Source organism: Sinomonas atrocyanea (assembly GCF_001577305.1).
GTDB classification, from domain to species: domain Bacteria; phylum Actinomycetota; class Actinomycetes; order Actinomycetales; family Micrococcaceae; genus Sinomonas; species Sinomonas atrocyanea.
Genome location: NZ_CP014518.1, coordinates 2,570,235 through 2,592,180, shown reverse-complemented (window position 1 = coordinate 2,592,180; position 21,946 = coordinate 2,570,235). Strand labels below are relative to the sequence as shown.

The following is a 21,946-nucleotide window of genomic DNA, read 5'->3' as shown; positions in this document are numbered from 1 at the left end:
GGACCACCTTAGCGACGGTGCACCAGCGCGGCACGATGGCGCCGCCCGGCCGCCGGGATGGAGGCGAAACATGCTGGAAACGCGCATGTGACGGCGCCTTAACGCGCAGGAGCAAGATGTAACGGGCGTGCAATGTGGGCCGCCTCCGGTGGAAACACCGCGGGAGGAATCTATTTCCAGCGGCCCACGGGCGCCGGCAACGGCGCAGGGCCGGGCAGGTCCCGTTCCATCCCTGAAAGGCACACCATGACCCCCACCCTCAGCGCGGGAGACACCGCCTGGGTGCTCGCCTCGGCAGCGCTCGTGCTGCTCATGACGCCCGGGCTCGCGTTCTTCTACGGCGGCATGACTCGCGCCAAGTCGGTCCTGAACATGATGATGATGAGCTTCGGCGCGATCGCCCTCGTGGGCGTGCTCTGGACCCTCATCGGCTACTCGATGTCCTTCGGCACCGACTGGTTCGGTGGCCTCGTCGGCAACTTCGACAAGTTCGCCCTCCACGGCATCCTCGCCACGGGCAACGGCATGCAGCTCGCCGGAACCATCCCCGAGCTCGCCTTCGTCGGCTTCCAGGGCGTGTTCGCGATCATCACGGTCGCGCTCATCTCCGGCTCGATCGCCGACCGCGCCAAGTTCGGCGCCTGGATGGTCTTCGCGTTCTTCTTCTCGATCCTCGTCTACTTCCCGGTCGCCCACTGGGTCTTCGACGCGAACAAGGACGCCAACGGCAACTTCATCGGCGGCTGGCTCAACGGCCTCGGCGTGATCGACTTCGCCGGCGGCACCGCGGTCCACATCAACGCCGGCGCCGCGGGCCTGGCCCTCGCGCTCATCCTCGGCCGCCGCAACGGATTCGGCAAGGACCCCAACCACCGCCCCCACAACCTGCCGTTCGTCATGCTCGGCGCGGGCCTGCTGTGGTTCGGCTGGTTCGGCTTCAACGCTGGCTCGGCCCTCGGCGCCAACGGCGTGGCCGCGTTCGCCTGGATCAACACCCTCGTCGCCCCGTGCGCCGCGGTCCTCGGCTGGCTCGTGGTCGAGAAGCTGCGCGACGGCCACGCGACCTCGCTCGGCGCCGCCTCGGGTGCCGTGGCCGGGCTCGTCGCTATCACCCCGGCCTGTGCCGCGGTCTCGCCGCTGTGGGCGATCGTCCTCGGCGTCCTCGCCGGTGCGGTCTGCGCCCTGGCCGTGGGCCTGAAGTACCGCTTCGGCTACGACGACTCGCTCGACGTGGTGGGCGTCCACCTCGTCGGCGGCATCATCGGCACCCTCTTCATCGGCCTCGCGGCCAACCCCGGCGCGCCCTCGGGCGGCCAGGGCCTCTTCTACGGCGGCGGCTTCGAGCTCCTGGGCAAGCAGGCCCTCGGCGCCGGCACGGTCCTCGTGTACTCGTTCGCCCTCTCGCTCGCCATCGGCTGGATCATCAGCAAGACCATGGGCTTCCGGGTCTCGAGCGAGGCCGAGGAGGCCGGCGTCGACATCGCCCTGCACGCCGAGACGGCGTACTCCGGCAACAGCATGGGCGGCTCGTCGGGTTCGGCGTTCCACCCGCTCGGGTCCAAGGGCGAGGCAGAGGTCGCGGCGTTCAACGCGGACGACCTGCTCACTGAGGCAGCACGGAAGAAGGTCCAGGCGTGAAGCTCATCACCGCGATCGTCCGCCCCGAGAAGCTCGACTCCATCCGTGAGGGGCTCGAGGCCTACGGGGTCCAGGGCCTCACGGTCAGCGCGGCCAGTGGCTACGGCCGCCAGCGCGGGTACACGGAGGTGTACCGCGGCGCCGAGTACAGCGTGGACCTGGTCCCGAAGGTCAGGATCGAGGTGCTCGCCACCGACGACCAGACGGACGACATCCTCGACGTGCTGATCACCACCTCGAACACCGGCCGTGCAGGGGACGGCAAGGTGTGGACGGTGGACGTGCACGAGGCGATCCGCGTCCGGACGGGGGAGCGCGGGGCGGCGGCGATCTAGCCGCACCGGTCGCTCCGGGAGGGCGGACGACGGCGGGGACCCCCCGCCGTCGTCCGCCCACGTCGGCGGGAGGGCCGGCACCGCCGGAAAGAGCAGAGGCGGGGCGGGCGGGGACGGGCGCGAAACATGCCGTTAACACGGCCGTGACCAACCCTTAACGCCGGGGGGATTCCTGTAACACGAGGGCAACACGGACGGAGCGGAGCGGAAACACCGCCACGGGATTCTTGTTCAGGTGGTCCCGCAGACCGCCGCCGGGGACGGCGGACGGGGGCCGAGAACCGTGAACGTCCCTCGAAAGGCCTCACCCATGAACGCTGGCGACACCGCCTGGGTCCTCGTCTCGGCAGCCCTCGTCCTCCTCATGTCACCCGGCCTGGCCATCTTCTACGGGGGCATGACCCGCGTGAAGTCCATGCTCAACATGATGATGATGAGCTTCGGGGCCCTCGCCCTGGTCGGTGTCCTCTGGGTGCTGTTCGGCTACTCGATCGCCTTCGGGACCGACGCGGGGGACGGCCTGTTCGGCAACCCCCTCGAGGACTTCGGCCTCCACAACCTGCTCGCCACCGGTTCCTCGATGCCGCTCGTCGGCACGATCCCCGAGATCGTCTTCGTGGGATTCCAGGGCGTCATCGCCACCGTGACCGTGGCCCTCGTCTCCGGCGCGATCGCCGACCGGGCCAAGTTCGGCTCCTGGATGGTCTTCGCCGGCGCGTTCGCCGTGCTCGTGTACTTCCCCGTGGCGCACTGGGTCTTCGACTCGAAGAAGGACGCGCACGGGACCTTCATCGGCGGCTGGCTCAACCACCTCGGCCTCATCGACTTCGCCGGCGGCACCGCCGTCGAGGTCCTCGCCGGCGCCGCGGGCCTGGCCCTCGCCCTCGTGCTCGGCAAGCGCGTCGGGTTCGGCAAGGACCCCGAGCACCGCCCCCACAACCTCCCGCTCGTGATGCTCGGCTGCGGCCTGCTCTGGTTCGGCTGGTTCGGCTTCAACGCCGGCTCCGCGCTGGCTGCCAACGGCGAGGCCGGCTTCGCCTGGATCAACACGCTCGTCGCCCCGTGCGCCGCCATCCTCTCCTGGCTCGTGGTCGAGAAGGTCCGCGACGGCCACGCGACCTCGTTCGGTGCCGCCTCCGGCGCGGTCGCCGGGCTCGTGGCCATCACGCCGTCCTGCGCCACCATCGACCCGGCCTGGGCGATCGTCCTCGGCATCCTCGCCGGCGCCGTGTGCGCCCTGGCCGTGGGCCTGAAGTACCGCTTCGGCTACGACGACTCGCTCGATGTGGTGGGCGTCCACCTCGTCGGCGGCATCATCGGCACCCTCTTCATCGGCCTCGCCGCCGACCCGGCCGCCCCTGTGCCCGGCCGGGGCCTGTTCTACGGCGGCGGCCTCGCCCTGCTGGGCACCCAGGCCCTCGGCACCGGCGCCGTACTGGGCTACTCCTTCATCGTGGCCCTCGGGCTGGGCCTCGCGATCAAGGCCGTGATGGGCTTCCGGGTTGCGAGGGACGTCGAGGAGACCGGCGTGGACCTCGTCATCCACGCCGAGACCGCCTACTCGTCGCCGTCCGCCACGGGCGGCGGGTTCCACCCGCTCGGCGTCCGGCACACCGTCGAGACCCTGCTCGAGCAGCACCTCGAGCGGCGCCTCGGCCAGGCCGCTGCGGACGGCGCGCACGGCCAGCGCGAGGAGGTGCTGGCCGGGGCATCGCCAACCGGTACTGTGGGCTCGTGAAGCTCATCACCGCCATCGTCCGGCCCGAGAAGCTCGATTCCATCCGCGAGCACCTCGAGGCCGAGGGAGTCCAGGGCCTGACCGTCAGCGCCGCAAGCGGCTACGGCCGCCAGCGCGGCTACGTCCAGGTGTACCGGGGTGCCGAGTACAGCGTGGACCTCATTCCCAAGGTCCGCGTCGAGGTGCTCGCGACCGACAAGCACGCGGACGAGATCCTCGAGACGATTGTCGTCGCCGCCTCGACGGGCTCCCAGGGCGACGGCAAGGTCTGGGTCGTCGAGGTCCAGGATGCGGTGCGGGTGCGGACGGGGGAGCGCGGGGACTCCGCGATCTGAGCCGGGGCGGACGCCCCGGCCGGCCGGCTCAGGACGGCCCGGCGCCGTCCTCTCCGGCGGCCGAGGTGGCCCAGTCCGCCGGGCCCCTGCTGCCCGCGGCGTAGGTCTGGAGGGGGACCTCGCCGGCGGCCCACGCCTCCAGCACGGGCTCGACGATCCGCCAGCAGCTCTCGGCCGTGTCGGCGCGCACCGACAGGAGCGGGTCGCCGTCGAGCACGCCCTCCAGCACCTCGCCGTAGGGGAGCAGGTCCGCCTCGCCGAGGTCGGCGTCCAGCGTCACGCGGTTCAGGGTGAGCACGTCCCCGGGACCGTTGACGTCGACGTCGAGCTGGAGCACATCGGGGCCGAAGCCGATCCGGAGCCGGTTCGGCTCGTCCACGCCGCGGAAGCCCTCGGGCAGGTGCGGGACCGGGCGGAAGGTCACCACGGCTTCCTTGCGCCGGGCGCCGAGGGCCTTGCCGGAGCGGAGGATGAACGGCACGCCGGCCCACCGCCAGCTCGCCAGCATGACCGTGATCTCGGCCAGCGTCTCGGTGCCGCGGGACGGGTCCACCCCCGGCTCGGCCGTGTAGTCGGGGACGTGGCGGTCCCCGATGCTCCCGGCCGTGTACCGGGCCCGGCGCGTCGACTCGGTGAACGGCTCGGGGACCCGGGCGGAGCGGAGCACGGTGCTGATGCGGTCCCGCACGTCGCGCTCGTCGAGGCGGGCCGGCGCGTCCATCGCGAGCACGGCCAGGACCTGCAGGAGATGGCTCTGGATCATGTCCCGCAGGGCGCCGGCGCGGTCGTAGTACCCGGCCCGTCCCTCGAGCGCGAGGTCCTCGTCGAAGAAGATCTCCACCTTCTCGATGTGGTCGCGGTTCCACACGGGCTCGAGGAAGTTGTTGGCGAAGCGCAGGCCGAGGATGTTCAGGACGGTGCCCTTGCCGAGGAAGTGGTCCACGCGGTGGATCTGGCTCTCCGGGACCAGCCGGCCCAGGGTCTCGTTCAGGGCGGCCGCCGAGGCCTCGGAGGAGCCGAACGGCTTCTCGAGCACGAGCCGGGTGCCCTCGGGCAGGTCGGCAGGCCCGAGCAGGCCGCAGGCCTTCTGGCTCACGGCCGGGGGCAGCGCGAAGTAGACGGCGACGGGCCCCGGGAGCGCGGCGATCTCGCGCGCGAGCTCCCCGGGCGCCGTGACGTCGAGCTGGACGTAGACGGAGTCGCGGCGGATCCGTTCGAGCTCGGCGCGGCCGGCGTCGGTGGCGTCCGCCAGGGCCGCCTCGGTGGCGTCGTGCACGCGCTGGCTCCACTGCTCGGCGCCCCAGTCCTCGGCACCGGCGCCCACCACGGTGAGCCCGGCGTGCCGCCCGGTCGCGAGGAGCCGGGCGAGGCCGGGGAAGAGGAGGCGGCCGGTCAGGTCCCCGGAGGCGCCGAGGATGAGCAGGCTGCGCACGGACGGGGCGGTCTCACGAGTCGACGTCACGAGGCCTAGCATGCCACTGCCCGGTCCGTTGGTACCCTTAAGGGTGGCCAGATCCGCTTCCGGCGGGTCTGCGCGACCTCCTGACCCATCGTCAGATCCCTGGACCACGACTGAAAGCGACTCGGGCACGTGTTCAACTCCCTCTCGGACCGTCTCACTGCGACGTTCAAGAATCTCCGCGGCAAGGGCCGCCTGAGCGAGGCGGACGTCGACGCCACCGTCCGCGAGATCCGCCGCGCCCTCCTCGACGCGGACGTCGCCGTCCCGGTGGTGCGCGACTTCGCGGCGCGGATCCGCGAGCGCGCGCTCGGCGCCGAGGTCTCGGGTGCCCTCAACCCGAGCCAGCAGGTCGTCAAGATCGTCAACGAGGAGCTCCAGGCGATCCTCGGCGGCGAGACGCGCCGCCTGCGCCTGGCGAAGAACCCGCCGACCGTGATCATGCTCGCGGGCCTGCAGGGCGCGGGCAAGACCACGCTGGCCGGCAAGCTCGGCAAGTGGCTCAAGGGCCAGGGCCACTCGCCGATCCTCGTCGCCGCCGACCTCCAGCGCCCCAACGCCGTCACCCAGCTCGAGGTGGTGGCCCAGCGCGCCGGTGTGGCCGTCTACGCCCCGCACCCGGGCATCCAGTCCGAGTTCGAGGCACCCACGGGCGACCCGGTCGCCGTCGCCCGTGACGGCGTGGCCGAGGCCCGCGCCAAGCTGCACGACGTGGTGATCGTGGACACCGCCGGCCGGCTCGGCCTGGATGCCGAGCTCATGCGCCAGGCCGCGGACATCCGCGCCGCGGTCAACCCGGACGAGGTCCTGTTCGTCATCGACGCGATGATCGGCCAGGACGCGGTCAACACCGCCAAGGCCTTCGAGGAGGGCGTCGACTTCACCGGCGTTGTGCTCTCGAAGCTCGACGGCGATGCGCGCGGCGGCGCGGCCCTGTCCGTCGCGTCCGTGACCGGCCGCCCCGTCATGTTCGCCTCCACCGGCGAGGGCCTGGACGACTTCGAGCTGTTCCACCCGGACCGCATGGCCTCCCGCATCCTCGACATGGGCGACGTCCTGACGCTCATCGAGCAGGCCGAGAAGAGCTGGGACAAGGACGAGGCCGCCCGGATGGCGAAGAAGTTCGCCGACCAGGAGGACTTCACCCTCGAGGACTTCCTCGCCCAGATGCAGCAGATCCGCAAGATGGGCTCGATGAAGAAGATGCTCATGATGATGCCGGGTGCCGCCCAGTTCCGGCAGCAGCTCGAGCAGTTCGACGAGCGCGAGATCGACCGCGTCGAGGCGATCGTCCGCTCGATGACCCCGCACGAGCGCCTCGCGCCCAAGATCATCAACGGCTCCCGCCGCGCCCGCATCGCCCGCGGCTCGGGCGTGCACGTCTCCGAGGTCAACGGCCTGCTGGAGCGCTTCGGCCAGGCCCAGAAGATGATGCGCAAGATGGCTGCCGGCGGCGGCATCCCCGGGATGCCGGGCATGCCCGGCCCGGGCGGCTTCGGCGGCTCCAAGAAGGGGCCCGCCAAGGGCAAGAAGAAGGCGAAGTCGGGCAACCCGGCCAAGGCCGCGCAGGAGCGCCGCGAGGCGGAGGCCCGCCGGGCCGCCGGCGCCTCGAAGGCGTTCAGCGGCCAGGGCTCGGCGTTTGGCGCCCAGCAGGGCGACGAGTTCGACCCGTCCGCCCTCAACCTGCCCAAGGGCTTCGAGAAGTACCTCGGCAAGTAGTCCGGGGGCCCCACGTCCGGGGCCGGTCCGGCCACGCAGACGCACGACGCCGAAGGGGCGCCTCCCGAGGGAGGCGCCCCTTCGGCGTCGTCCGCCGAGGTCGCCCCGTGGGTGCGTGAGCTCGCCCGGCGGGCGCGCGAGGTCGCCCCGAGGGGCGCCTGCGGATTCGGACGAGAAGTGCACTTCCCGCCATCGGAGTGGGCCGCAGTTCGCGTCTCGCCCTGGAGTCCACGACTCGTGGACTCCAGGGCGAGAACGGAACGGCCCGGTGGCAGGCGCCAGGCGGCAGGCCTCCGGGCCGTGGGCGCTACTCCGGCGAGCCCACCGCGATCGTTTCCGGCAGGTAGACCTTTCCGCCAGCGGCGAGGAACTCCTGGCTCTTCTCCCGCATGCCCGCGATGGCCTCCTGGGCCTCCTTCGAGCCGAACTCGTTGCGGATGTCCTGGGAGATGCGCATCGAGCAGAACTTCGGCCCGCACATCGAGCAGAAGTGCGCGGTCTTCGCGGGCTCGGCCGGGAGCGTCTCGTCGTGGAAGGCCTCGGCCGTGGCGGGGTCGAGCGAGAGCGAGAACTGGTCCTTCCAGCGGAACTCGAACCGTGCCTTGGACAGGGCGTCGTCGCGCTCGTGCGCGCCGGGGTGGCCCTTCGCGAGGTCGGCCGCGTGGGCGGCGATCTTGTAGGTGATCACGCCGGTCTTCACATCGTCCTTGTTCGGCAGCCCGAGGTGCTCCTTGGGCGTCACGTAGCACAGCATCGCCGTGCCGTACCGGGCGATCTCGGTGGCGCCGATCGCCGAGGTGATGTGGTCGTAGCCCGGCGCGATGTCGGTCACGAGCGGGCCGAGCGTGTAGAACGGCGCGCCGTCGCACAGCTCCTGCTGCCGCTCGATGTTCTCGCGCACGAGGTGGAACGGGATGTGCCCCGGCCCCTCGACCATGACCTGCACGTCGTACTCCCACGCGCGCTTGGTCAGCTCGGCGAGCGTATCCAGCTCGGCGAACTGCGCGGCGTCGTTCGCGTCCGCCGTCGAGCCCGGGCGCAGGCCGTCGCCGAGCGAGAACGCGACGTCGTACTGCGCGAAGATCTCGCAGAGCTCGTCGAAGTGCGTGTAGAGGAAGTTCTCCTCGTGGTGGGCGAGGCACCAGCCGGCCATGATCGATCCGCCGCGGGAGACGATGCCCGTGACCCGCTCGGCGGTGAGCGGGACGTAGCGCAGGAGCACGCCGGCGTGGATGGTCATGTAGTCCACGCCCTGCTCGCACTGCTCGATCACGGTGTCGCGGAAGATCTCCCACGTGAGCTTGGACGCGTCGCCGTTGACCTTCTCGAGGGCCTGGTAGATCGGCACCGTGCCGATCGGCACGGGGGAGTTGCGGATGATCCACTCGCGGGTGGTGTGGATGTCGTCGCCGGTGGAGAGGTCCATGACCGTGTCGGCGCCCCACTTGGTGGCCCACTGGAGCTTGTCGACCTCCTCGGCGATCGAGGACGTGACCGCCGAGTTGCCGATGTTGGCGTTGATCTTGACGAGGAACGCCTTGCCGATGATCATCGGCTCCGACTCGGGGTGGTTGATGTTGCTCGGGATGATCGCGCGGCCCGCCGCGACCTCGGAGCGCACCAGCTCGACGTCGCAGTTCTCCCGCAGCGCCACGAAGCGCATCTCTTCGGTCACGACGCCGGCCCGCGCGTAGTGCATCTGCGTGACGCGCCGGCCGGGCTTGGCCCGCAGCGGCACGGGCCTGGCGCCCTTCCACTCGGCCGAGGCCTCGCCGCGCCGCACCGCGGAGCGGCCGTCGTCGAGCAGGTTCCGCTCGCGGCCTGCGTACGGCTCGACGTCACCCCGCTCGGCGACCCACTCGGCCCGGTACGCCGGAAGGCCCACGACGGGGTCGCTGCCCGGGCCCGACGTCCGGTAGACCCGCAGCGGCCCGTTCGCCTCGCCGCCCGGGGAATCGTCGAGTGCGATCTCGGTGACGGGCACACGGATGCCGTGCTCGTCGTCGGTGAGGAACGCGAGCGAGTGGGCGGGGTGCTGTTCCATTTCAGATGTGCTCATATGCTGAGCCCTCACTTCCTACGCCGGCATGACCCGGACAGGTTCGACGGTCGCAGGCCGCGTCAGCCTGATCTCAGCCCTTGCGAGGGCACCCGTGTGGACGCGTTGGACCCTAGCACGGCAGCTAGGCTGGCGTCATGCATGACGTTGTCCACCTCAGCGGCCCCGTCCTCGCCGGCCCCACCGACGAGCGGCCGGAGGCGTGGATCGCCGACGGCCGGATCACCTACCGCCGCCCCGAGGCGCCGGCGGCCACGAGCCTGCGCGGGTGGGTGCTCCCCGGCCTCGTGGACGCGCACTGCCACGTGGGGCTGGTGCCCGGCGGCGCGCCGGACGACGCCGCGGCCCTCGCCCACGCGCGCGCCGAGGCGGCGGCCGGCGTGCTCCTGGTCCGCGACTGCGGCAGCCCCACCGACACCCGCTGGCTGCAGGCGCGCGACGACGTCCCGCGCCTCGTGCGCGCGGGCCGCCACCTTGCCCGGTCCCGCCGCTACCTCCGCGGCCTCGCGCACGAGGTGGAGCCGGAGGACCTCGTGGAGGCGGTCGTGGCCCAGGCGCGGGCCGGTGACGGCTGGGTCAAGCTCGTCGCCGACTGGATCGACCGCGGCGCCGGCGACCTGGCGCCCACGTTCCCGCCGGCCGTGATCCGCGAGGCAGTCGCCGCCGCGCATGCGGAGGGTGCCCGCGTCACCGCGCACACCTTCGCCGAAGGGACCATCGACCACCTCATCGATGCGGGGATCGACTGCCTCGAGCACGCAACGGGCCTGCAGGAGCAGCATCTGCCGCGCCTCGCCGAGGCCGGCATCCCGATCGTCCCGACGCTCGTCAACATCGCGACCTTCCCCGACATCGCCGCCCAGGGCCAGGCGAAGTTCCCTCGCTACGCCGCGCACATGCGCGCCCTGTGGGAACGCCGGCACGAGCGGATCGCCGCTGCCCACGCCGCCGGGGTGCGGATCTTCGCGGGTACCGACGCCGGAACCGTGATCGCGCACGGCAGGATCGCGGACGAGGTCGCCGAACTGGCCGCCGCGATCGGGCCCGCGGAAGCGGTCGACGCCGCGTGCTGGGCCGCGCGCGGATGGCTGGGCGCCGCCGGCCTCGCCGAGGGCGACCCTGCGGACCTCGTGGTCGTGGGGGCGGATCCCCGGCGCGACGTGCGGACCCTCGCGGCGCCGCTGCACGTGGTGCGGGACGGGCAGCGGGTCGCCGGCGCGGCGGAGCCTGCCGCGGTGTAGGGGGAATATCCGGGCTTGATTGAAGCTTCAAGTAATTGTACGCTTGATGCAGACCTCGACAGCCAAGGAGCCCACCGTGAGCACATCCGCCACCCCCGCCCGCCCCGCCAGCGGCGACCTGCTTCCCGCCGACCTGACGATGGGCACCGTGATGCTCAAGGTCGGGGACATGAAGCTCATGCTCGACTACTACGAGCGCGCCCTGGGGCTCGTGCCGGTCAGCGAGTCCCTCGGCGGGGTGTACCTGGGCCGGCAGGGCCGGCCGGTCATTCACCTGAGCCCGGCCGCCGGGCTGCAGATCCCCGGCCGCGGCGAGGCCGGCCTCTTCCACACCGCCATCCTGTTCGAGCGCCGCGCCGACCTAGCCGCCACCGTCGCCACCGCGGCGCAGTATGACCCCAGGCTCTTCGCCGGCAGCGCCGACCACCTCGTCTCGGAGGCGTTCTACTTCACCGACCCCGAGGGCAACGGCGTGGAGCTCTACTTCGACAAGCCGCGTGAGAGCTGGCAGTGGAATGGCGGCGAGGTGGTCATGGACTCGCTTCCGCTGGCACCGCAGGCGTTCCTGAACCAGAACCTGACCGAAGCGTCCGTCGAGGGGCAGCGGGAGGCGGAGGCCGGCGTCGGCCATGTCCACCTGCAGGTCGGCGACGTGGAGACGGCGCAGAAGTTCTATGTGGACACGCTCGGGTTCGCCAGGACTGCGGGCTGGCACGGCCAGGCCCTGTTCGTCTCCGCCGGCCGCTACCACCACCACATGGCCATGAACGTGTGGAACTCCCGCGGCGCCGGCCCGCGCAAGGACACGCTCGGCCTCGGCGAGGTCCTCATCACGGTCGGTTCGGAGGACGACGTCCTCGCGGCCGCCGACCGTCTCAAGGTGGCCGGCATCGCGACCCGCCACACCGGGGCCGAGCTGCGCTTCGAGGATCCGTGGCGCAACCAGATCCGCATGGCGTCCGTGCACGCCTGACGCTCCCTGCGCTACGCTCGGACAGTCCGCGGTCGCCGCGGGCGACACGCAGGCCGAACCGCAGTCCAGCGCCCACAGAGGGGGAAGACGTGACCGCTCCCAGTCCCTTCGCCGAGATCTTCGTCTCCACGCATGCCGACGCGCTCAGCCGGGCTTCCCAGCTCGACAGCGGCGACGCCGAGGACACCGGGGGCCTCAGGATCCCCGGCGTCTCGGACTACGAGATCGAGCAGCTCGGCTCGCTGGTCGGAACCGCCGTGCATGCCCCCGGAGCCGACTACGAGCTCACCATGGTGGACGTCTCCTCGGATAGCCTCCTCGCGGTGCCCTCCACGATGGTCCGGGCCCTCGCCGACCTCCTCGTCTACGAGTCCGAGGAGGGGGAGGGCAACGCCGTGGAGCGGGTTGCCGCGGCCTGGGTGGACCAGGAGGACCTCCCGTTCGACGCGCGCGAGGCCTACGACTACGTCGAGCAGCTCGCCAAGCTGGCCGCCGACGTCGACGACTCGAACCGCCAGGAACTCTTCGTCTGGGCGAGTTCCTGACGCGCCGCGGTCCGGCGGCATGCGAAACGCCACCGGATCTGGCACAATGATCAGGTACCAATCCGCGCGGCCCCCTCTCTCCGCGCGCGGTTGTGTCCATCGGAGCCCTGGCGAAGTACGGCCCGCCCCACGGGAGCGGAAAAGTCCGGGCTCGCCTCATGTGCAGAAACAGGAGTGACCACAACCGTGGCCGTTAAGATTCGACTCAAGCGCTTCGGCAAGATGCGCGCCCCGTACTACCGCATCGTCGTCGCCGACTCGCGCACCAAGCGCGATGGCCGTGCGATCGAGGAGATCGGCAAGTACCACCCCACCGAGGATCCCTCGTTCATCGAGGTCAACTCCGAGCGCGCCCAGTACTGGCTCGGCGTCGGCGCCCAGCCGACCGAGCAGGTCGAGGTGCTCCTCAAGATCACCGGTGACTGGCAGAAGTTCAAGGGCCTTCCGGGCGCCGAGGGCACCCTCAAGTTCCCGAAGGGCAAGGAGCCGTTCGTGGCTCCCGAGAAGGGTTCCGTGATCCTCCCCGAGGCCCCGAAGGCTTCCAAGGAGGCCGAGGAGTCCGCCGAGGCCCCCGCCGAGGCCGAGGCTGAGTAACTTGCTGGCCGAGGCACTCGAGCACCTGGTCCGCGGCATCGTGGACAACCCGGATGACGTTGCGGTCCAGGCCAAGAGCGGCCGCCGCGGCGACGTCCTCGAGGTGCGCGTCCACGAGGACGACCTCGGACGCGTCATCGGCCGCCAGGGACGCACCGCCCGCGCACTGCGCACCGTGGTTGCGGCCCTCGCCGACGGCGAACCGGTCCGCGTCGACGTCGTCGACACCGACCGCCGTCGCTGACGCTGCCTCACCACCACCGTTCCGGCCCCTCCTCCCACCAGGGTGGAGGGGCCGGAGCTGTCTCCACCCTTCGCGGCCGGCAGCCGCGCACCGCACCCCGACGGGGCCCCCGGCCCCACCACGCAGGAGGCCCATCCCATGCAGGTCCAGGTCGCACGGATCGGCAAGCCGCACGGCATCCGCGGCGAGGTCACCGTCCAGGTCCTCACCGATGCCCCCGAGGACCGCTTCGTCCCCGGCACCGAGTTCATCGTCGAGCCCTCCTCGAGCGGTCCCCTGACGCTCGAGGGCGCGCGCTGGAACAAGGACATCCTCCTGCTCTCCTTCGCCGAGGTGCCCGACCGCACCCGCGCCGAGCAGCTCCGCGGGGTCAAGCTCTACCTCGAGTCGGAGGACCTCGAGGACGACGATGAGGGCTGGTACGAGCACGAGCTCGTCGGCCTGGCCGTCCGCGTGGACGGCCGCGACGTCGGCACCGTCGCCGCGCTCCAGACGATGCCCGTGCAGGATCTCCTGGTCCTCGACACGCCGACGGGGGAGGTCCTCGTCCCGTTCGTCGAGGAGATCGTGCCGGAGGTGGACGTGGAGGGCGGCTTCATCGTCCTCGTCCCCCCGCCCGGCCTCCTCGAGCTCAACCGCGACACCGGCGACGCCGGTGCCCCCGGCGGCGAGCCGGAGCGCGGGCCGGGGTCGGAGGCGTAGGTGCGCATCGACGTCGTCAGCATCTTCCCCGACTACCTCGCACCGCTGCGGCTGTCCCTCCTGGGCCGCGCCCAGGAGGACGGGCTGCTGGACCTCGCGGTCCACGACCTCCGCGACTTCACCTTCGACCGCCACCGCACGGTGGACGACACGCCCTACGGCGGCGGGGCCGGCATGGTCATGAAGGCCGAGCCGTGGGCGCTGGCTCTCGAGCAGGTCCTCGTGGCACAGGGCGCCGTCGCGGGCAATGCCGGGCACGACGCCGGCCCGGTCGCCGCGCGCCGGCCGGTGCTCATCGTTCCGTCCCCGGCCGGGGCGGTCTTCACCCAGGCCATGGCCTACGAGCTCGCCGAGGAACCCACCCTCGCCTTCGCATGCGGCCGCTACGAGGGCATCGACGAGCGCGTCCTGGAATGGGCGGAGCAGCGCTTCGAGGTGCGACCCGTGAGCCTCGGGGACTACGTGCTCAACGGGGGAGAGGTGGCCGTCATGGCCATGGTGGAGGCGATCGGCCGTCTCCTCCCCGGCGTCGTGGGCAACCCCGAGTCCCTCGTGGAGGAGTCCCACGCCGACGGGCTGCTCGAGTACCCCGTCTACACCAAGCCCTCGTCGTGGCGCGGGCACGACGTTCCCGAGGTCCTGCTCTCCGGGAACCACGGCAAGATCGCCTCCTGGCGTCTCGAGCAGCAGCTGCGCCGGACCGCGGCGCGGCGGCCCGAGCTCCTCGACGGGGCGGACGCCGCACCCTTCGGCAAGGCCGAGCGCGCCGTGCTGCGCGAACTCGGCTACGAGGTGGCGGAAGGACGGCTGCGCCGGGCTCCGCAGGCGGACTGACGCCGGGGCGGAAGTGACGGCTCCGTCCGCGATATGGCACAATGGAGCGTTGTGTCTGCCGGGCATTGGACCTGCCACAGGGGGCCTGAGCCAACGGTGATGGACACGCCGCCCTGCCGGGCCCTTCGGCGGGCGGTCATGGCTTCCGGCTCGATCGCCCCAGCGCGGTGCGGGCCGCACACCAAAGCAGGTGACCTGTGGCATCTGCCAGGAGATATGAGAATGAACATCCTCGACTCCGTCGATGCCGCCTCGCTGCGCTCCGACATCCCGGCGTTCGCGCCCGGTGACACCCTCAAGGTGCACGTGAACATCATCGAGGGCAAGAACTCCCGCGTCCAGGTCTTCCAGGGCTTCGTCGTCGGCCGCCAGGGCCACGGCGTGCGCGAGACCTTCACGGTCCGCAAGGTCTCCTTCGGTGTCGGCGTTGAGCGCACGTTCCCCGTGCACTCCCCGATCATCGACAAGATCGAGGTCGTGACCCGTGGTGATGTGCGCCGCGCCAAGCTCTACTACATGCGCGAGCTGCGCGGCAAGGCCGCCAAGATCAAGGAGAAGCGCGACTTCAACCGCACCAAGTAGCCCCGAGCTGCTCGAAGCGTGCTGAACGCCACCTCCATGGCACGATCCGAACGCCAGTCCCGGCTGCGGGGCTGGCGTTCGGTCGTTCTGGCCGTCGTTCTGGCCGTCGTCGTCTGGGCGGTCATCCGCTCGTTCGTGGTCGACGTCTTCTACATCCCCTCCGAGTCGATGCAGCCGCTGCTGGACCCGGGGGACCGGATCGGCGTCGTCCGCGCCGACGTCGACCCGGCGCCCATCCGCCGCGGAGACGTCGTCGTCTTCGACGGCCGGGGTTCCTTCGCGCCCCTGACCTCGGGCCGCGGATGGGCGGGGGACCTCGTCCAGGGTGCGGCCGAATGGCTCGGGATCGTGCCCACCGAGACCGTCTACGTCAAGCGGGTCATCGGCGTGGGCGGCGACCATGTCCGCTGCTGCACCGCGAGTGGGAAGATCGAGGTGAACGGCCAGCCCCTCGATGAGCCGTACCTGTTCCCGGGCGATGCGCCCAGCGAACAGCGGTTCGACGTCGTCGTGCCGGCCGGGCGGCTGTGGCTCCTGGGCGACCACCGCTCGGTGTCCTCCGATTCCCGGGCACTGCTGGGCGCCCCCGGGGGCGGCCTGGTCCGGGCGGACAAGGTGATCGGCCGGCCGGTGGCGATCCTGTGGCCACTTGATAGATTGGGCGGGTTCACCGCCTCCCCGACAGCAAAGAAGGACACCCAGTGATGCGCAGCCGAGATGCCGGGGCCGACGCCGCAGGAGCGGGGCCGGAAGCGCAGGGTGCCGGCGACGGGGGAGCGGCCCCGCGGCGCGGAGGCCTCATGGCCTGGATCCGCGAGATCGCGATCATCCTCGGGGTGGCGATCGTGCTGTCCTTCCTCATCAAGACCTTCCTGTTCAAGGCGTTCTACATCCCGTCCGAGTCGATGGTGCCCACGCTCGAGGAGAACGACCGGATCTTCGTGAACCTGTTCGTGCCGCGGAACTTCCCGCTGCAGCGCGGCGAGGTCGTCGTGTTCAGGGACACCAAGGGATGGCTTCCGGAGGCGCCCCAGACGGCGGCCAACCCCGTGCAGGAAGTGCTCGAGTTCGTCGGCCTGCTGCCGGACACGTCCCAGCAGCACCTCATCAAGCGCGTCATCGGACTGCCGGGCGACCACGTCGTGTGCTGCGACGCGTCGCAGCACATCACCGTCAACGGCGCCGCCCTCAACGAGCCGTACGTCAACCATGCGGAGACGCCGCGGGTCGTGCCGTTCGACGTGACGGTTCCGGCCAACAGCATCTGGGTGATGGGCGACAACAGGAACCATTCCTCGGACTCGCGCTACCACAACTCGGTCCAGCCGGGCTCGGGCTTTGTCTCGCTCAGCGACGTCGAAGGCCAGGCCGCCGTCATCGCCTGGCCGCTGAACCGCATCCGGTCCCTCGACAGCTACCCGGACACGTTCAAGGACGTGCCCGCACCGAAATGAGCACCCGCATCGCCGCCGGCGCGCGGGCTCCGCGTCCGCGCCGCGCCACGGCGCCCACCCTGCGGTTCGTCAACCGGCTCGCCCAGGCCTACGGCCCCCTCATCGCCGGCTGCGACGAGGTGGGCCGAGGCGCTCTGGCGGGCCCCGTCTCGGTAGGGATCGTCGTCGTCGACGCGCGCCGCGTCGTGACGCGCACGGTACTGCGTGACAGCAAGCTCCTCACCCCCGAGCGGCGCGTGGAGCTGGTCCCGATGATCCAGGCCTGGGCGGTCGGGGCGGCCGTGGGGCACGCGGGCGCGGAGGAGATCGACGAGGTGGGCCTCATGGAGGCGCTGCGCCGGGCCGGGCACCGTGCGCTGGCCGAGGTCGCCGCCGCCGGTGTCGTGCCGGACGCGGTGCACCTCGACGGCAACTACGACTGGCTCTCCCGCGGCGGCCAGGGCTCGCTCTTCGACGAGCCCGACGCCGGCCCCCTGCTGCCGGTCCAGACTACGATCAAGGCCGACCTCGCCTGCCAGGCCGTGGCCGCGGCGAGCATCCTCGCCAAGGTGGCCCGGGACGGGCTCATGGTCCAGTACGGGACCGAGGATCCGCGCTTCGGCTGGGCCGTCAACAAGGGCTACGCCACGCCCGAGCACAGGGCGGCGCTCCTGGAGCACGGCCCCACCGTGCTCCACCGCCGCTCGTGGCGCCTGGGGACGGCGGACGCCGACACCGAAGACGAGATCGAGGCCGCCGCGCAGGAGCGCGCTGCGGCGGCGGAGGATCTCGACGGGAGGAAGATAGGACTATGAGCGCCGAAGACCTTGAGAACTACGAGACGGACATGGAGCTCCAGCTCTACCGCGAATACCGGGATGTCATCTCGCTGTTCAGCTACGTGGTGGAGACGGAGCGGCGGTTCTACCTCGCCAACCACGTGGACCTGCAGGCCCGCTCGGCCGACGGCGAGGTCTACTTCGACCTGACCCTCCAGGACGCCTGGGTCTGGGACGTGTACCGCAGTGCGCGCTTCGTCAAGAGCGTCCGCGTCATCACCTTCAAAGACGTCAACGTCGAGGAGCTGCCCAAGGTCGAGGACCTGGGCCTGCCCAAGGGCGGCCTGGGGGCCTAGCGGGGCGCCACTTCTCCTCCACAGCCGACCCCGTGGGCGAGTTGCCCACATGGGCCTCCCGCCGCCGGCCGAGCGGTCCTCTCCGGCGCGAGTCTGGTCCCATGAGAGCCAAGGACAGACTCGGTCAGCGCGGGGAACGCCTCGCGGAAGAGTACCTGCGGACGGCCGGCGCCGCCATCCTGGACCGCAATTGGCGGTGCCGGGACGGCGAGCTGGACATTGTCGCCTCGGAGGGCGGGACCCTCGTCGCGGTCGAGGTGAAGGCCCGCCGCTCCTGGGACTACGGGCACCCGTTCGAGGCCGTCGACGCCGCCAAGCTCGGCCGGCTCGTGCGTCTGCTCGCGGCGTGGGCTGAGGGGCACGGGCTCCGGGCGAGGGCCAGGCGCGTGGACGTCATCGCCGTCACCGGGCGGGACGGCGAGGCGGCCAGGATCGAGCACCTGCGGGGCGTGGCCTGATGGCGGGCGTCGGGCGCGCGCTCGGTGTGGCCCTCGTAGGCCTGAACGGCTACCTCGTCGAGGTCGAGGCAGACATCGGCCAGACGCTGCCCAGCTTCGTCCTCCTCGGCCTGCCGGACTCGGCGCTGAGCGAGGCCCGCGAGCGGATCCGCAGCGCCGCCAAGAACAGCGGCCTGCCCCTGAGCCGGCGCAAGCTCACCGTCAACCTGATCCCGGCCTCCCTGCCCAAGCGTGGCACGGGCTTCGACCTGGCGATCGCGGTGGCGTCGCTCGCGGCCGCGGGAGACCTGCGGCCGCCAGCCGGCGTCGTGTTCCTCGCCGAGCTGGGCCTCGACGGCAGGCTCCGGCCCGTGCGCGGCGTGCTCCCGGCGGTCATGGCGGCCGTACGGGGCGGACGCCCCGACGTCGTGGTTGCCGGCGCCAACGCCCGCGAGGCCTCGCTCGTCCCCGGGGCCCGGGTGCACGCCTACGAGTCCCTCGGGCAGCTCGCCCTCGACCTCGGAGCCGATCCCGAGGCGGTCGCGGTGCCCTCCTGCGAGGACGGCGGTACGGGTCCGGACGAGGACAGCGGACGGCCCGCGCCCCGCCCGCTCGCCGTCCCCGACCTGAGGGACGTCGCGGGCCAGTCAGAGGCCCGCGCCGCCGTCGAGGTGGCGGCGGCCGGCGGCCACCACATCATGCTCGTGGGACCGCCCGGGGCCGGCAAGACGATGCTCGCCGAGCGGCTCCCCGGGATCCTCCCCGACCTCGACGACGAGGCGGCCATGGAGGTCACCGCGATCCACTCCCTCTCGGGCGAGCCCGGAACGAGTGCCCTCATCCGCCGTCCGCCCTTCGAGAGCCCGCACCACACCGCGAGCGCCCCCGCCATCATCGGGGGAGGCACGGGCATCCCGCGGCCCGGGGCGGCCTCCCGCGCGCACCGTGGCGTCCTCTTCCTCGACGAGGCTCCCGAGTACGAGCGTCGGGTGCTCGACTCCCTCCGGCAGCCGCTCGAGAGCGGCGAGCTCGTGATCCACCGCGCCGCGGGCGCCGCGGCCTACCCTGCGCGCTTCCAGCTCGTGGTCGCCGCGAACCCCTGCCCGTGCGGGAAGGGGACGGGCAAGGCACTCGAGTGCACCTGCACCGCGCAGGCCAAGCGGCGCTACTTCGGGCGCCTCTCCGGACCGCTGCTGGACAGAGTGGACATCCAGCTGCGCGTGAACAAGGTCTCGGCCATCGACTTCGGGCAGGCGCCGGCGGGCGAGGCCACGGCGGACGTCGCTCCCCGCATCCTCGCCGCCCGTCGCCGGCAGGCTGAGCGGCTCCAGCAGTACGGGCTCGAGACCAATGCCCAGGTGCCCGGACGCCTTCTGCGCGGCCAGCTCCGCCTCGATCCGGCGGCCACCGCGCTGCTGGACCGGGCGATGGTGGCGAACACCCTCACCGCCCGGGGCTTCGACCGGGTCCTCCGACTCGCCTGGTCCATCGCGGACCTGGCAGGGCTCGACCGGCCAGGGGGCGATGAGGTGGGGCAGGCGCTCCTCCTCCGGCAGGCGGTGGCGGCATGACTCCGGGACACCAGGGGCGCGGCGGCTGGGCCGTGGCCGGGGAGGGGAACGGGACGGATCAGGTACGGATCGCCAGGGCAGCCCTGTCACGGCTCTTCGAGCCCCTCGATCCCGTGGGCGTGCTGCTCGTGGCGGCGTTCGGCCCCGAGGAAGCCCTCCGGATCGCCTCGGGGCGCGCACCAGCCGCGGATCTGGCCGCCCTCGGGACGGCCCTCGAGGACGCGGCCGGCCCTGATCCCGGGAGAGCGTCTGGGCCGCGGGCGGCCGCGGCCCGGCCCGGCGCCCTGGCCGGCGCCCTCGAGCGGTGGGCCCCGCGGGTGCAGCACCTCGCTCCCGAACGGGACCTGGAGGCGACGGCACGGCTCGGCGGCCGGCTCGTGATCCCCGAGGACGCCGAATGGCCGGCCGGGCTCCTCGGACTCGGCGCCGAGGGCCCGCTGTGCCTGTGGGTCCGCGGTGACGAACCGCTCCCGGCGGCCGAGCGCAGCGTGGCCGTCGTCGGATCACGCGACGCCACAGGCTATGGGATCTCGGTCGCAGGGGAGCTGGCCCGCGGCGTGGCGGACCTCGGGCTGACGGTGGTCAGCGGAGGCGCCTACGGCATCGACGGACAGGCGCACCGGGCCGCACTGTCTTCCTCCGCGGCCGGCGTCCCCACGGTCGCCGTCATGGCTGGGGGCGTGGATCGCTACTACCCCACGGGCAACGAGGAGCTGCTCCGGGAGGTTGCCCGGCGGGGCCATCTCGTCTCCGAGCTGCCCCCCGGTGCCTCGCCCTCCAAGCACCGTTTCCTCAAACGGAACCGCCTCATTGCGGCGATGTCCGCCCTGACCGTGGTGGTGGAGGCGAGATGGCGCTCCGGGGCTCTCAGCACGGCCCGCAGGGCTGTGGACCTCGGCCGGCACGTCGCCGCTGTCCCGGGCTCGGTCTACAGCGCGAACTCGGCCGGATGCCACCGGCTCATCCGGGACGGCGCCGCCTGCGTCACCGACGCCAAGGAGGCCTACGAACTGGTGGCACCGTCGGGGGAGGGCCTCGCGGAGGACCCGTCAGCACCCGCTCGCGCCCATGACGGGCTCTCGCTCGTCGACCTCATGGTGCTCGAGGCGCTGCCCGTGCGGCGGGGCGCGGCGGTGGAGAGCCTCGCGGTGGTCGCGGGCCTGAGCGAGGCCGAGATCCGGGCAGGACTGGGACGGCTGTCCCTCGTGGGCCTGTGCGAGCGGTCCGAGGGCGGCTGGAGGCGCAGCAGGCAGGCGTGAGAGCCATGCTCCGGCCGGACCTGTCCCGCGCTGTGCGTGTCGGGCTTGCCGCTGCAGCGGCGGCCGCGAAGGATGGAGGAGGCCCGAAGGCCACGACGAGGAGGCTCCATGGACGCCGGTGCAGTGCCCGAGGGGCTGGATGGCCCCCTGCGGTCGTACCTGCGCCATCTCGCCCTGGAACGCGGCCGCTCAGCCCACACGGTGCGCGCCTACGAGTCGGACCTCACCTCGATGCTCGCCTCCGCCGCCGAGGACGGCGCCGTGGACCTGCGGGCACTCGACCTGGCCATGCTCCGCCGCTGGCTCGGCCGCCAGAGCGAGGCGGGGCTCGCGAGGTCGACCCTGGCGCGGCGGTCGGCCGCTGCGCGCTCGTTCCTTGCGTGGGCCGCCAGGGAAGGCCACCTGGACGCGGACCCATCGATCCGGCTCGCGGCCCCCAAGCGGCAGGCGCACCTGCCCGAGGTCCTGCAACGGGATCAGGCCGAACGGTTGCTGGATGGCGCCGCTGCGGCCGCCGCCGAGGGCGACCCGGTGGCCGTGAGGGACCTGGCCCTGGTCGAGCTCCTGTACGCGACGGGGGTGCGGATCGGCGAACTCGTGGCCCTCGACGTCGACGACGCGGACTTCGGCCGTCGCACCATCCGGGTGCTCGGCAAGGGCAACAAGGAGAGGACGGTACCCTTCGGGGTCCCTGCCGCGGACGCCCTCACCCGCTGGCTCGGCGCGCGGACGGCGCTCACGACCAGTGCCAGCGGCGCTGCCCTCTTCCTCGGCGCCCGCGGCGGCCGGCTCGGGCAGCGTCAGGCACGGACCGTCGTCGACCGCGCCCTGAGGGGGCTCGGCGACACCTCGGCCAGCGGTCCGCACGCCCTCCGCCACACCGCCGCGACCCACCTCCTCGACGGGGGCGCCGACCTCCGCAGCGTCCAGGAGCTCCTCGGGCACGCCAGCCTGGCCACCACCCAGCTGTACACCCACGTGTCCGTCGAACGGCTGCGGGCGAGCTACTTGGCGTCCCATCCGCGCGCATAGCCTGCTGCCACACTGGCGGGGCCTACTGGCATCTGGCAGATTCGTCCGGCAGAATGGTCGCGAAGCCCCGGTCGGAGCGGG

Annotated in this window: 23 protein-coding genes and 1 riboswitch; of the genes, 21 read left to right on the top strand and 2 right to left on the bottom strand. The window is 72.0% G+C overall.

What is annotated here, in order from left to right; translation table 11 throughout:
• The first annotated feature begins 246 nt into the window (after window positions 1-246).
• The 4 genes from SA2016_RS11925 to SA2016_RS11910 all read left to right on the top strand — a co-directional run bounded on the left by SA2016_RS11925 (window position 247) and on the right by SA2016_RS11910 (window position 4,046).
• Window positions 247-1,638 carry an ammonium transporter gene (locus SA2016_RS11925; RefSeq protein ID WP_066498289.1) on the top strand — a complete coding sequence of 464 codons (1,392 nt, stop codon included), beginning with the start codon at window positions 247-249 and terminating at the stop codon, window positions 1,636-1,638.
• Window positions 1,635-1,973, top strand: a complete 339-nt coding sequence (locus SA2016_RS11920) for a P-II family nitrogen regulator (protein ID WP_066498288.1) — start codon at window positions 1,635-1,637, stop codon at window positions 1,971-1,973. The genes SA2016_RS11925 and SA2016_RS11920 overlap by 4 nt, the downstream gene beginning before the upstream one ends.
• A gap of 310 nt (window positions 1,974-2,283) precedes the next feature.
• The gene (locus tag SA2016_RS11915) at window positions 2,284-3,711 is read left to right on the top strand and encodes an ammonium transporter (RefSeq protein ID WP_084249477.1); all 1,428 of its coding nucleotides are present in this window, start codon (window positions 2,284-2,286) and stop codon (window positions 3,709-3,711) included.
• Window positions 3,708-4,046: a P-II family nitrogen regulator gene (locus SA2016_RS11910; RefSeq protein WP_066498285.1), complete on the top strand. Its 339-nt coding sequence runs from the start codon at window positions 3,708-3,710 to the stop codon at window positions 4,044-4,046. Before SA2016_RS11915 ends, SA2016_RS11910 begins: the two co-directional genes overlap by 4 nt.
• 28 nt (window positions 4,047-4,074) lie before the next feature.
• On the opposite strand, the gene SA2016_RS11905 is transcribed toward SA2016_RS11910, so the two are convergent.
• Window positions 4,075-5,520 (bottom strand): glucose-6-phosphate dehydrogenase, encoded by a 1,446-nt coding sequence (locus tag SA2016_RS11905; RefSeq protein ID WP_066498281.1) that lies wholly within the window; start codon window positions 5,518-5,520, stop codon window positions 4,075-4,077.
• A gap of 117 nt (window positions 5,521-5,637) precedes the next feature.
• Between SA2016_RS11905 and ffh the strand changes: the two genes are divergently transcribed.
• Window positions 5,638-7,224, top strand: coding sequence for a signal recognition particle protein (gene ffh, locus SA2016_RS11900; RefSeq protein ID WP_066498280.1), 1,587 nt, complete (start codon window positions 5,638-5,640; stop codon window positions 7,222-7,224).
• 307 nt (window positions 7,225-7,531) lie between these two features.
• Here ffh and thiC read toward each other — a convergent pair whose 3' ends face one another.
• Complete coding sequence (gene thiC, locus SA2016_RS11895; protein ID WP_066498278.1) at window positions 7,532-9,283, bottom strand: phosphomethylpyrimidine synthase ThiC; 1,752 nt, start codon at window positions 9,281-9,283, stop codon at window positions 7,532-7,534.
• Window positions 9,282-9,389, bottom strand: a riboswitch (TPP riboswitch). Its footprint overlaps the gene before it by 2 nt.
• A gap of 31 nt (window positions 9,390-9,420) precedes the next feature.
• On the opposite strand from thiC, the gene SA2016_RS11890 reads away from it, so the two are divergent.
• The 16 genes from SA2016_RS11890 to SA2016_RS11815 all read left to right on the top strand — a co-directional run bounded on the left by SA2016_RS11890 (window position 9,421) and on the right by SA2016_RS11815 (window position 21,865).
• Window positions 9,421-10,524 (top strand): amidohydrolase family protein, encoded by a 1,104-nt coding sequence (locus SA2016_RS11890; RefSeq protein WP_066498277.1) that lies wholly within the window; start codon window positions 9,421-9,423, stop codon window positions 10,522-10,524.
• 139 nt (window positions 10,525-10,663) lie between these two features.
• Window positions 10,664-11,497, top strand: coding sequence for a VOC family protein (locus SA2016_RS11885; RefSeq protein ID WP_066502417.1), 834 nt, complete (start codon window positions 10,664-10,666; stop codon window positions 11,495-11,497).
• 89 nt (window positions 11,498-11,586) lie between these two features.
• Complete coding sequence (locus SA2016_RS11880) at window positions 11,587-12,042, top strand: hypothetical protein (protein ID WP_066498274.1); 456 nt, start codon at window positions 11,587-11,589, stop codon at window positions 12,040-12,042.
• Between the two features lie 186 nt (window positions 12,043-12,228).
• Window positions 12,229-12,636: a 30S ribosomal protein S16 gene (gene rpsP / locus SA2016_RS11875; RefSeq protein WP_066498272.1), complete on the top strand. Its 408-nt coding sequence runs from the start codon at window positions 12,229-12,231 to the stop codon at window positions 12,634-12,636.
• A gap of 1 nt (window position 12,637) precedes the next feature.
• On the top strand, window positions 12,638-12,880 hold the full coding sequence (locus tag SA2016_RS11870) for an RNA-binding protein (protein WP_066498269.1): 243 nt from the start codon (window positions 12,638-12,640) through the stop codon (window positions 12,878-12,880).
• Window positions 12,881-13,018: 138 nt separating this feature from the next.
• The gene (rimM, locus tag SA2016_RS11865; RefSeq protein WP_066498266.1) at window positions 13,019-13,582 is read left to right on the top strand and encodes a ribosome maturation factor RimM; all 564 of its coding nucleotides are present in this window, start codon (window positions 13,019-13,021) and stop codon (window positions 13,580-13,582) included.
• Window positions 13,583-14,416, top strand: coding sequence for a tRNA (guanosine(37)-N1)-methyltransferase TrmD (gene trmD / locus SA2016_RS11860; RefSeq protein WP_066498264.1), 834 nt, complete (start codon window positions 13,583-13,585; stop codon window positions 14,414-14,416). It abuts the gene before it with no gap.
• 222 nt (window positions 14,417-14,638) lie between these two features.
• The gene (rplS, locus tag SA2016_RS11855) at window positions 14,639-14,998 is read left to right on the top strand and encodes a 50S ribosomal protein L19 (protein WP_066498262.1); all 360 of its coding nucleotides are present in this window, start codon (window positions 14,639-14,641) and stop codon (window positions 14,996-14,998) included.
• Between the two features lie 36 nt (window positions 14,999-15,034).
• Window positions 15,035-15,703 carry a signal peptidase I gene (lepB, locus tag SA2016_RS11850; RefSeq protein ID WP_066502413.1) on the top strand — a complete coding sequence of 223 codons (669 nt, stop codon included), beginning with the start codon at window positions 15,035-15,037 and terminating at the stop codon, window positions 15,701-15,703.
• Entirely contained in the window at window positions 15,703-16,452 is a 750-nt protein-coding gene (lepB, locus tag SA2016_RS11845; protein ID WP_084249475.1) for a signal peptidase I, read from the top strand. The genes lepB (SA2016_RS11850) and lepB (SA2016_RS11845) overlap by 1 nt, the downstream gene beginning before the upstream one ends.
• Window positions 16,449-17,246: a ribonuclease HII gene (gene rnhB / locus SA2016_RS11840; protein WP_066498257.1), complete on the top strand. Its 798-nt coding sequence runs from the start codon at window positions 16,449-16,451 to the stop codon at window positions 17,244-17,246. Before lepB (SA2016_RS11845) ends, rnhB begins: the two co-directional genes overlap by 4 nt.
• On the top strand, window positions 17,243-17,566 hold the full coding sequence (locus SA2016_RS11835; protein ID WP_066498256.1) for a DUF2469 domain-containing protein: 324 nt from the start codon (window positions 17,243-17,245) through the stop codon (window positions 17,564-17,566). The genes rnhB and SA2016_RS11835 overlap by 4 nt, the downstream gene beginning before the upstream one ends.
• A 101-nt stretch (window positions 17,567-17,667) precedes the next feature.
• Window positions 17,668-18,024 (top strand): YraN family protein, encoded by a 357-nt coding sequence (locus SA2016_RS11830; protein ID WP_066498255.1) that lies wholly within the window; start codon window positions 17,668-17,670, stop codon window positions 18,022-18,024.
• Window positions 18,024-19,574, top strand: a complete 1,551-nt coding sequence (locus SA2016_RS11825) for a YifB family Mg chelatase-like AAA ATPase (protein WP_066498253.1) — start codon at window positions 18,024-18,026, stop codon at window positions 19,572-19,574. Before SA2016_RS11830 ends, SA2016_RS11825 begins: the two co-directional genes overlap by 1 nt.
• A complete protein-coding gene (gene dprA / locus SA2016_RS11820) occupies window positions 19,571-20,833 on the top strand; it encodes a DNA-processing protein DprA (RefSeq protein ID WP_066498252.1) in 1,263 nt (420 codons plus the stop codon). Before SA2016_RS11825 ends, dprA begins: the two co-directional genes overlap by 4 nt.
• Before the next feature lie 108 nt (window positions 20,834-20,941).
• A complete protein-coding gene (locus SA2016_RS11815) occupies window positions 20,942-21,865 on the top strand; it encodes a tyrosine recombinase XerC (protein ID WP_066498251.1) in 924 nt (307 codons plus the stop codon).
• The last annotated feature ends 81 nt before the right edge of the window (window positions 21,866-21,946 follow it).

What these genes read in the sequence shown, in the direction of transcription:
- lepB (WP_084249475.1), top strand. Translation starts at nt 15,703, where the DNA reads ATGCGCAGCCGAGATGCCGGGGCCGACGCCGCAGGAGCGGGGCCGGAA.
- thiC (WP_066498278.1), bottom strand. Translation starts at nt 9,283, where the DNA reads ATGAGCACATCTGAAATGGAACAGCACCCCGCCCACTCGCTCGCGTTC.
- rimM (WP_066498266.1), top strand. Translation starts at nt 13,019, where the DNA reads ATGCAGGTCCAGGTCGCACGGATCGGCAAGCCGCACGGCATCCGCGGC.
- SA2016_RS11915 (WP_084249477.1), top strand. Translation starts at nt 2,284, where the DNA reads ATGAACGCTGGCGACACCGCCTGGGTCCTCGTCTCGGCAGCCCTCGTC.
- lepB (WP_066502413.1), top strand. Translation starts at nt 15,035, where the DNA reads ATGGCACGATCCGAACGCCAGTCCCGGCTGCGGGGCTGGCGTTCGGTC.
- SA2016_RS11815 (WP_066498251.1), top strand. Translation starts at nt 20,942, where the DNA reads ATGGACGCCGGTGCAGTGCCCGAGGGGCTGGATGGCCCCCTGCGGTCG.
- SA2016_RS11835 (WP_066498256.1), top strand. Translation starts at nt 17,243, where the DNA reads ATGAGCGCCGAAGACCTTGAGAACTACGAGACGGACATGGAGCTCCAG.
- SA2016_RS11825 (WP_066498253.1), top strand. Translation starts at nt 18,024, where the DNA reads ATGGCGGGCGTCGGGCGCGCGCTCGGTGTGGCCCTCGTAGGCCTGAAC.
- rplS (WP_066498262.1), top strand. Translation starts at nt 14,639, where the DNA reads ATGAACATCCTCGACTCCGTCGATGCCGCCTCGCTGCGCTCCGACATC.
- SA2016_RS11890 (WP_066498277.1), top strand. Translation starts at nt 9,421, where the DNA reads ATGCATGACGTTGTCCACCTCAGCGGCCCCGTCCTCGCCGGCCCCACC.
- SA2016_RS11905 (WP_066498281.1), bottom strand. Translation starts at nt 5,520, where the DNA reads ATGCTAGGCCTCGTGACGTCGACTCGTGAGACCGCCCCGTCCGTGCGC.
- SA2016_RS11925 (WP_066498289.1), top strand. Translation starts at nt 247, where the DNA reads ATGACCCCCACCCTCAGCGCGGGAGACACCGCCTGGGTGCTCGCCTCG.
- SA2016_RS11885 (WP_066502417.1), top strand. Translation starts at nt 10,664, where the DNA reads ATGGGCACCGTGATGCTCAAGGTCGGGGACATGAAGCTCATGCTCGAC.
- rnhB (WP_066498257.1), top strand. Translation starts at nt 16,449, where the DNA reads ATGAGCACCCGCATCGCCGCCGGCGCGCGGGCTCCGCGTCCGCGCCGC.
- SA2016_RS11830 (WP_066498255.1), top strand. Translation starts at nt 17,668, where the DNA reads ATGAGAGCCAAGGACAGACTCGGTCAGCGCGGGGAACGCCTCGCGGAA.
- dprA (WP_066498252.1), top strand. Translation starts at nt 19,571, where the DNA reads ATGACTCCGGGACACCAGGGGCGCGGCGGCTGGGCCGTGGCCGGGGAG.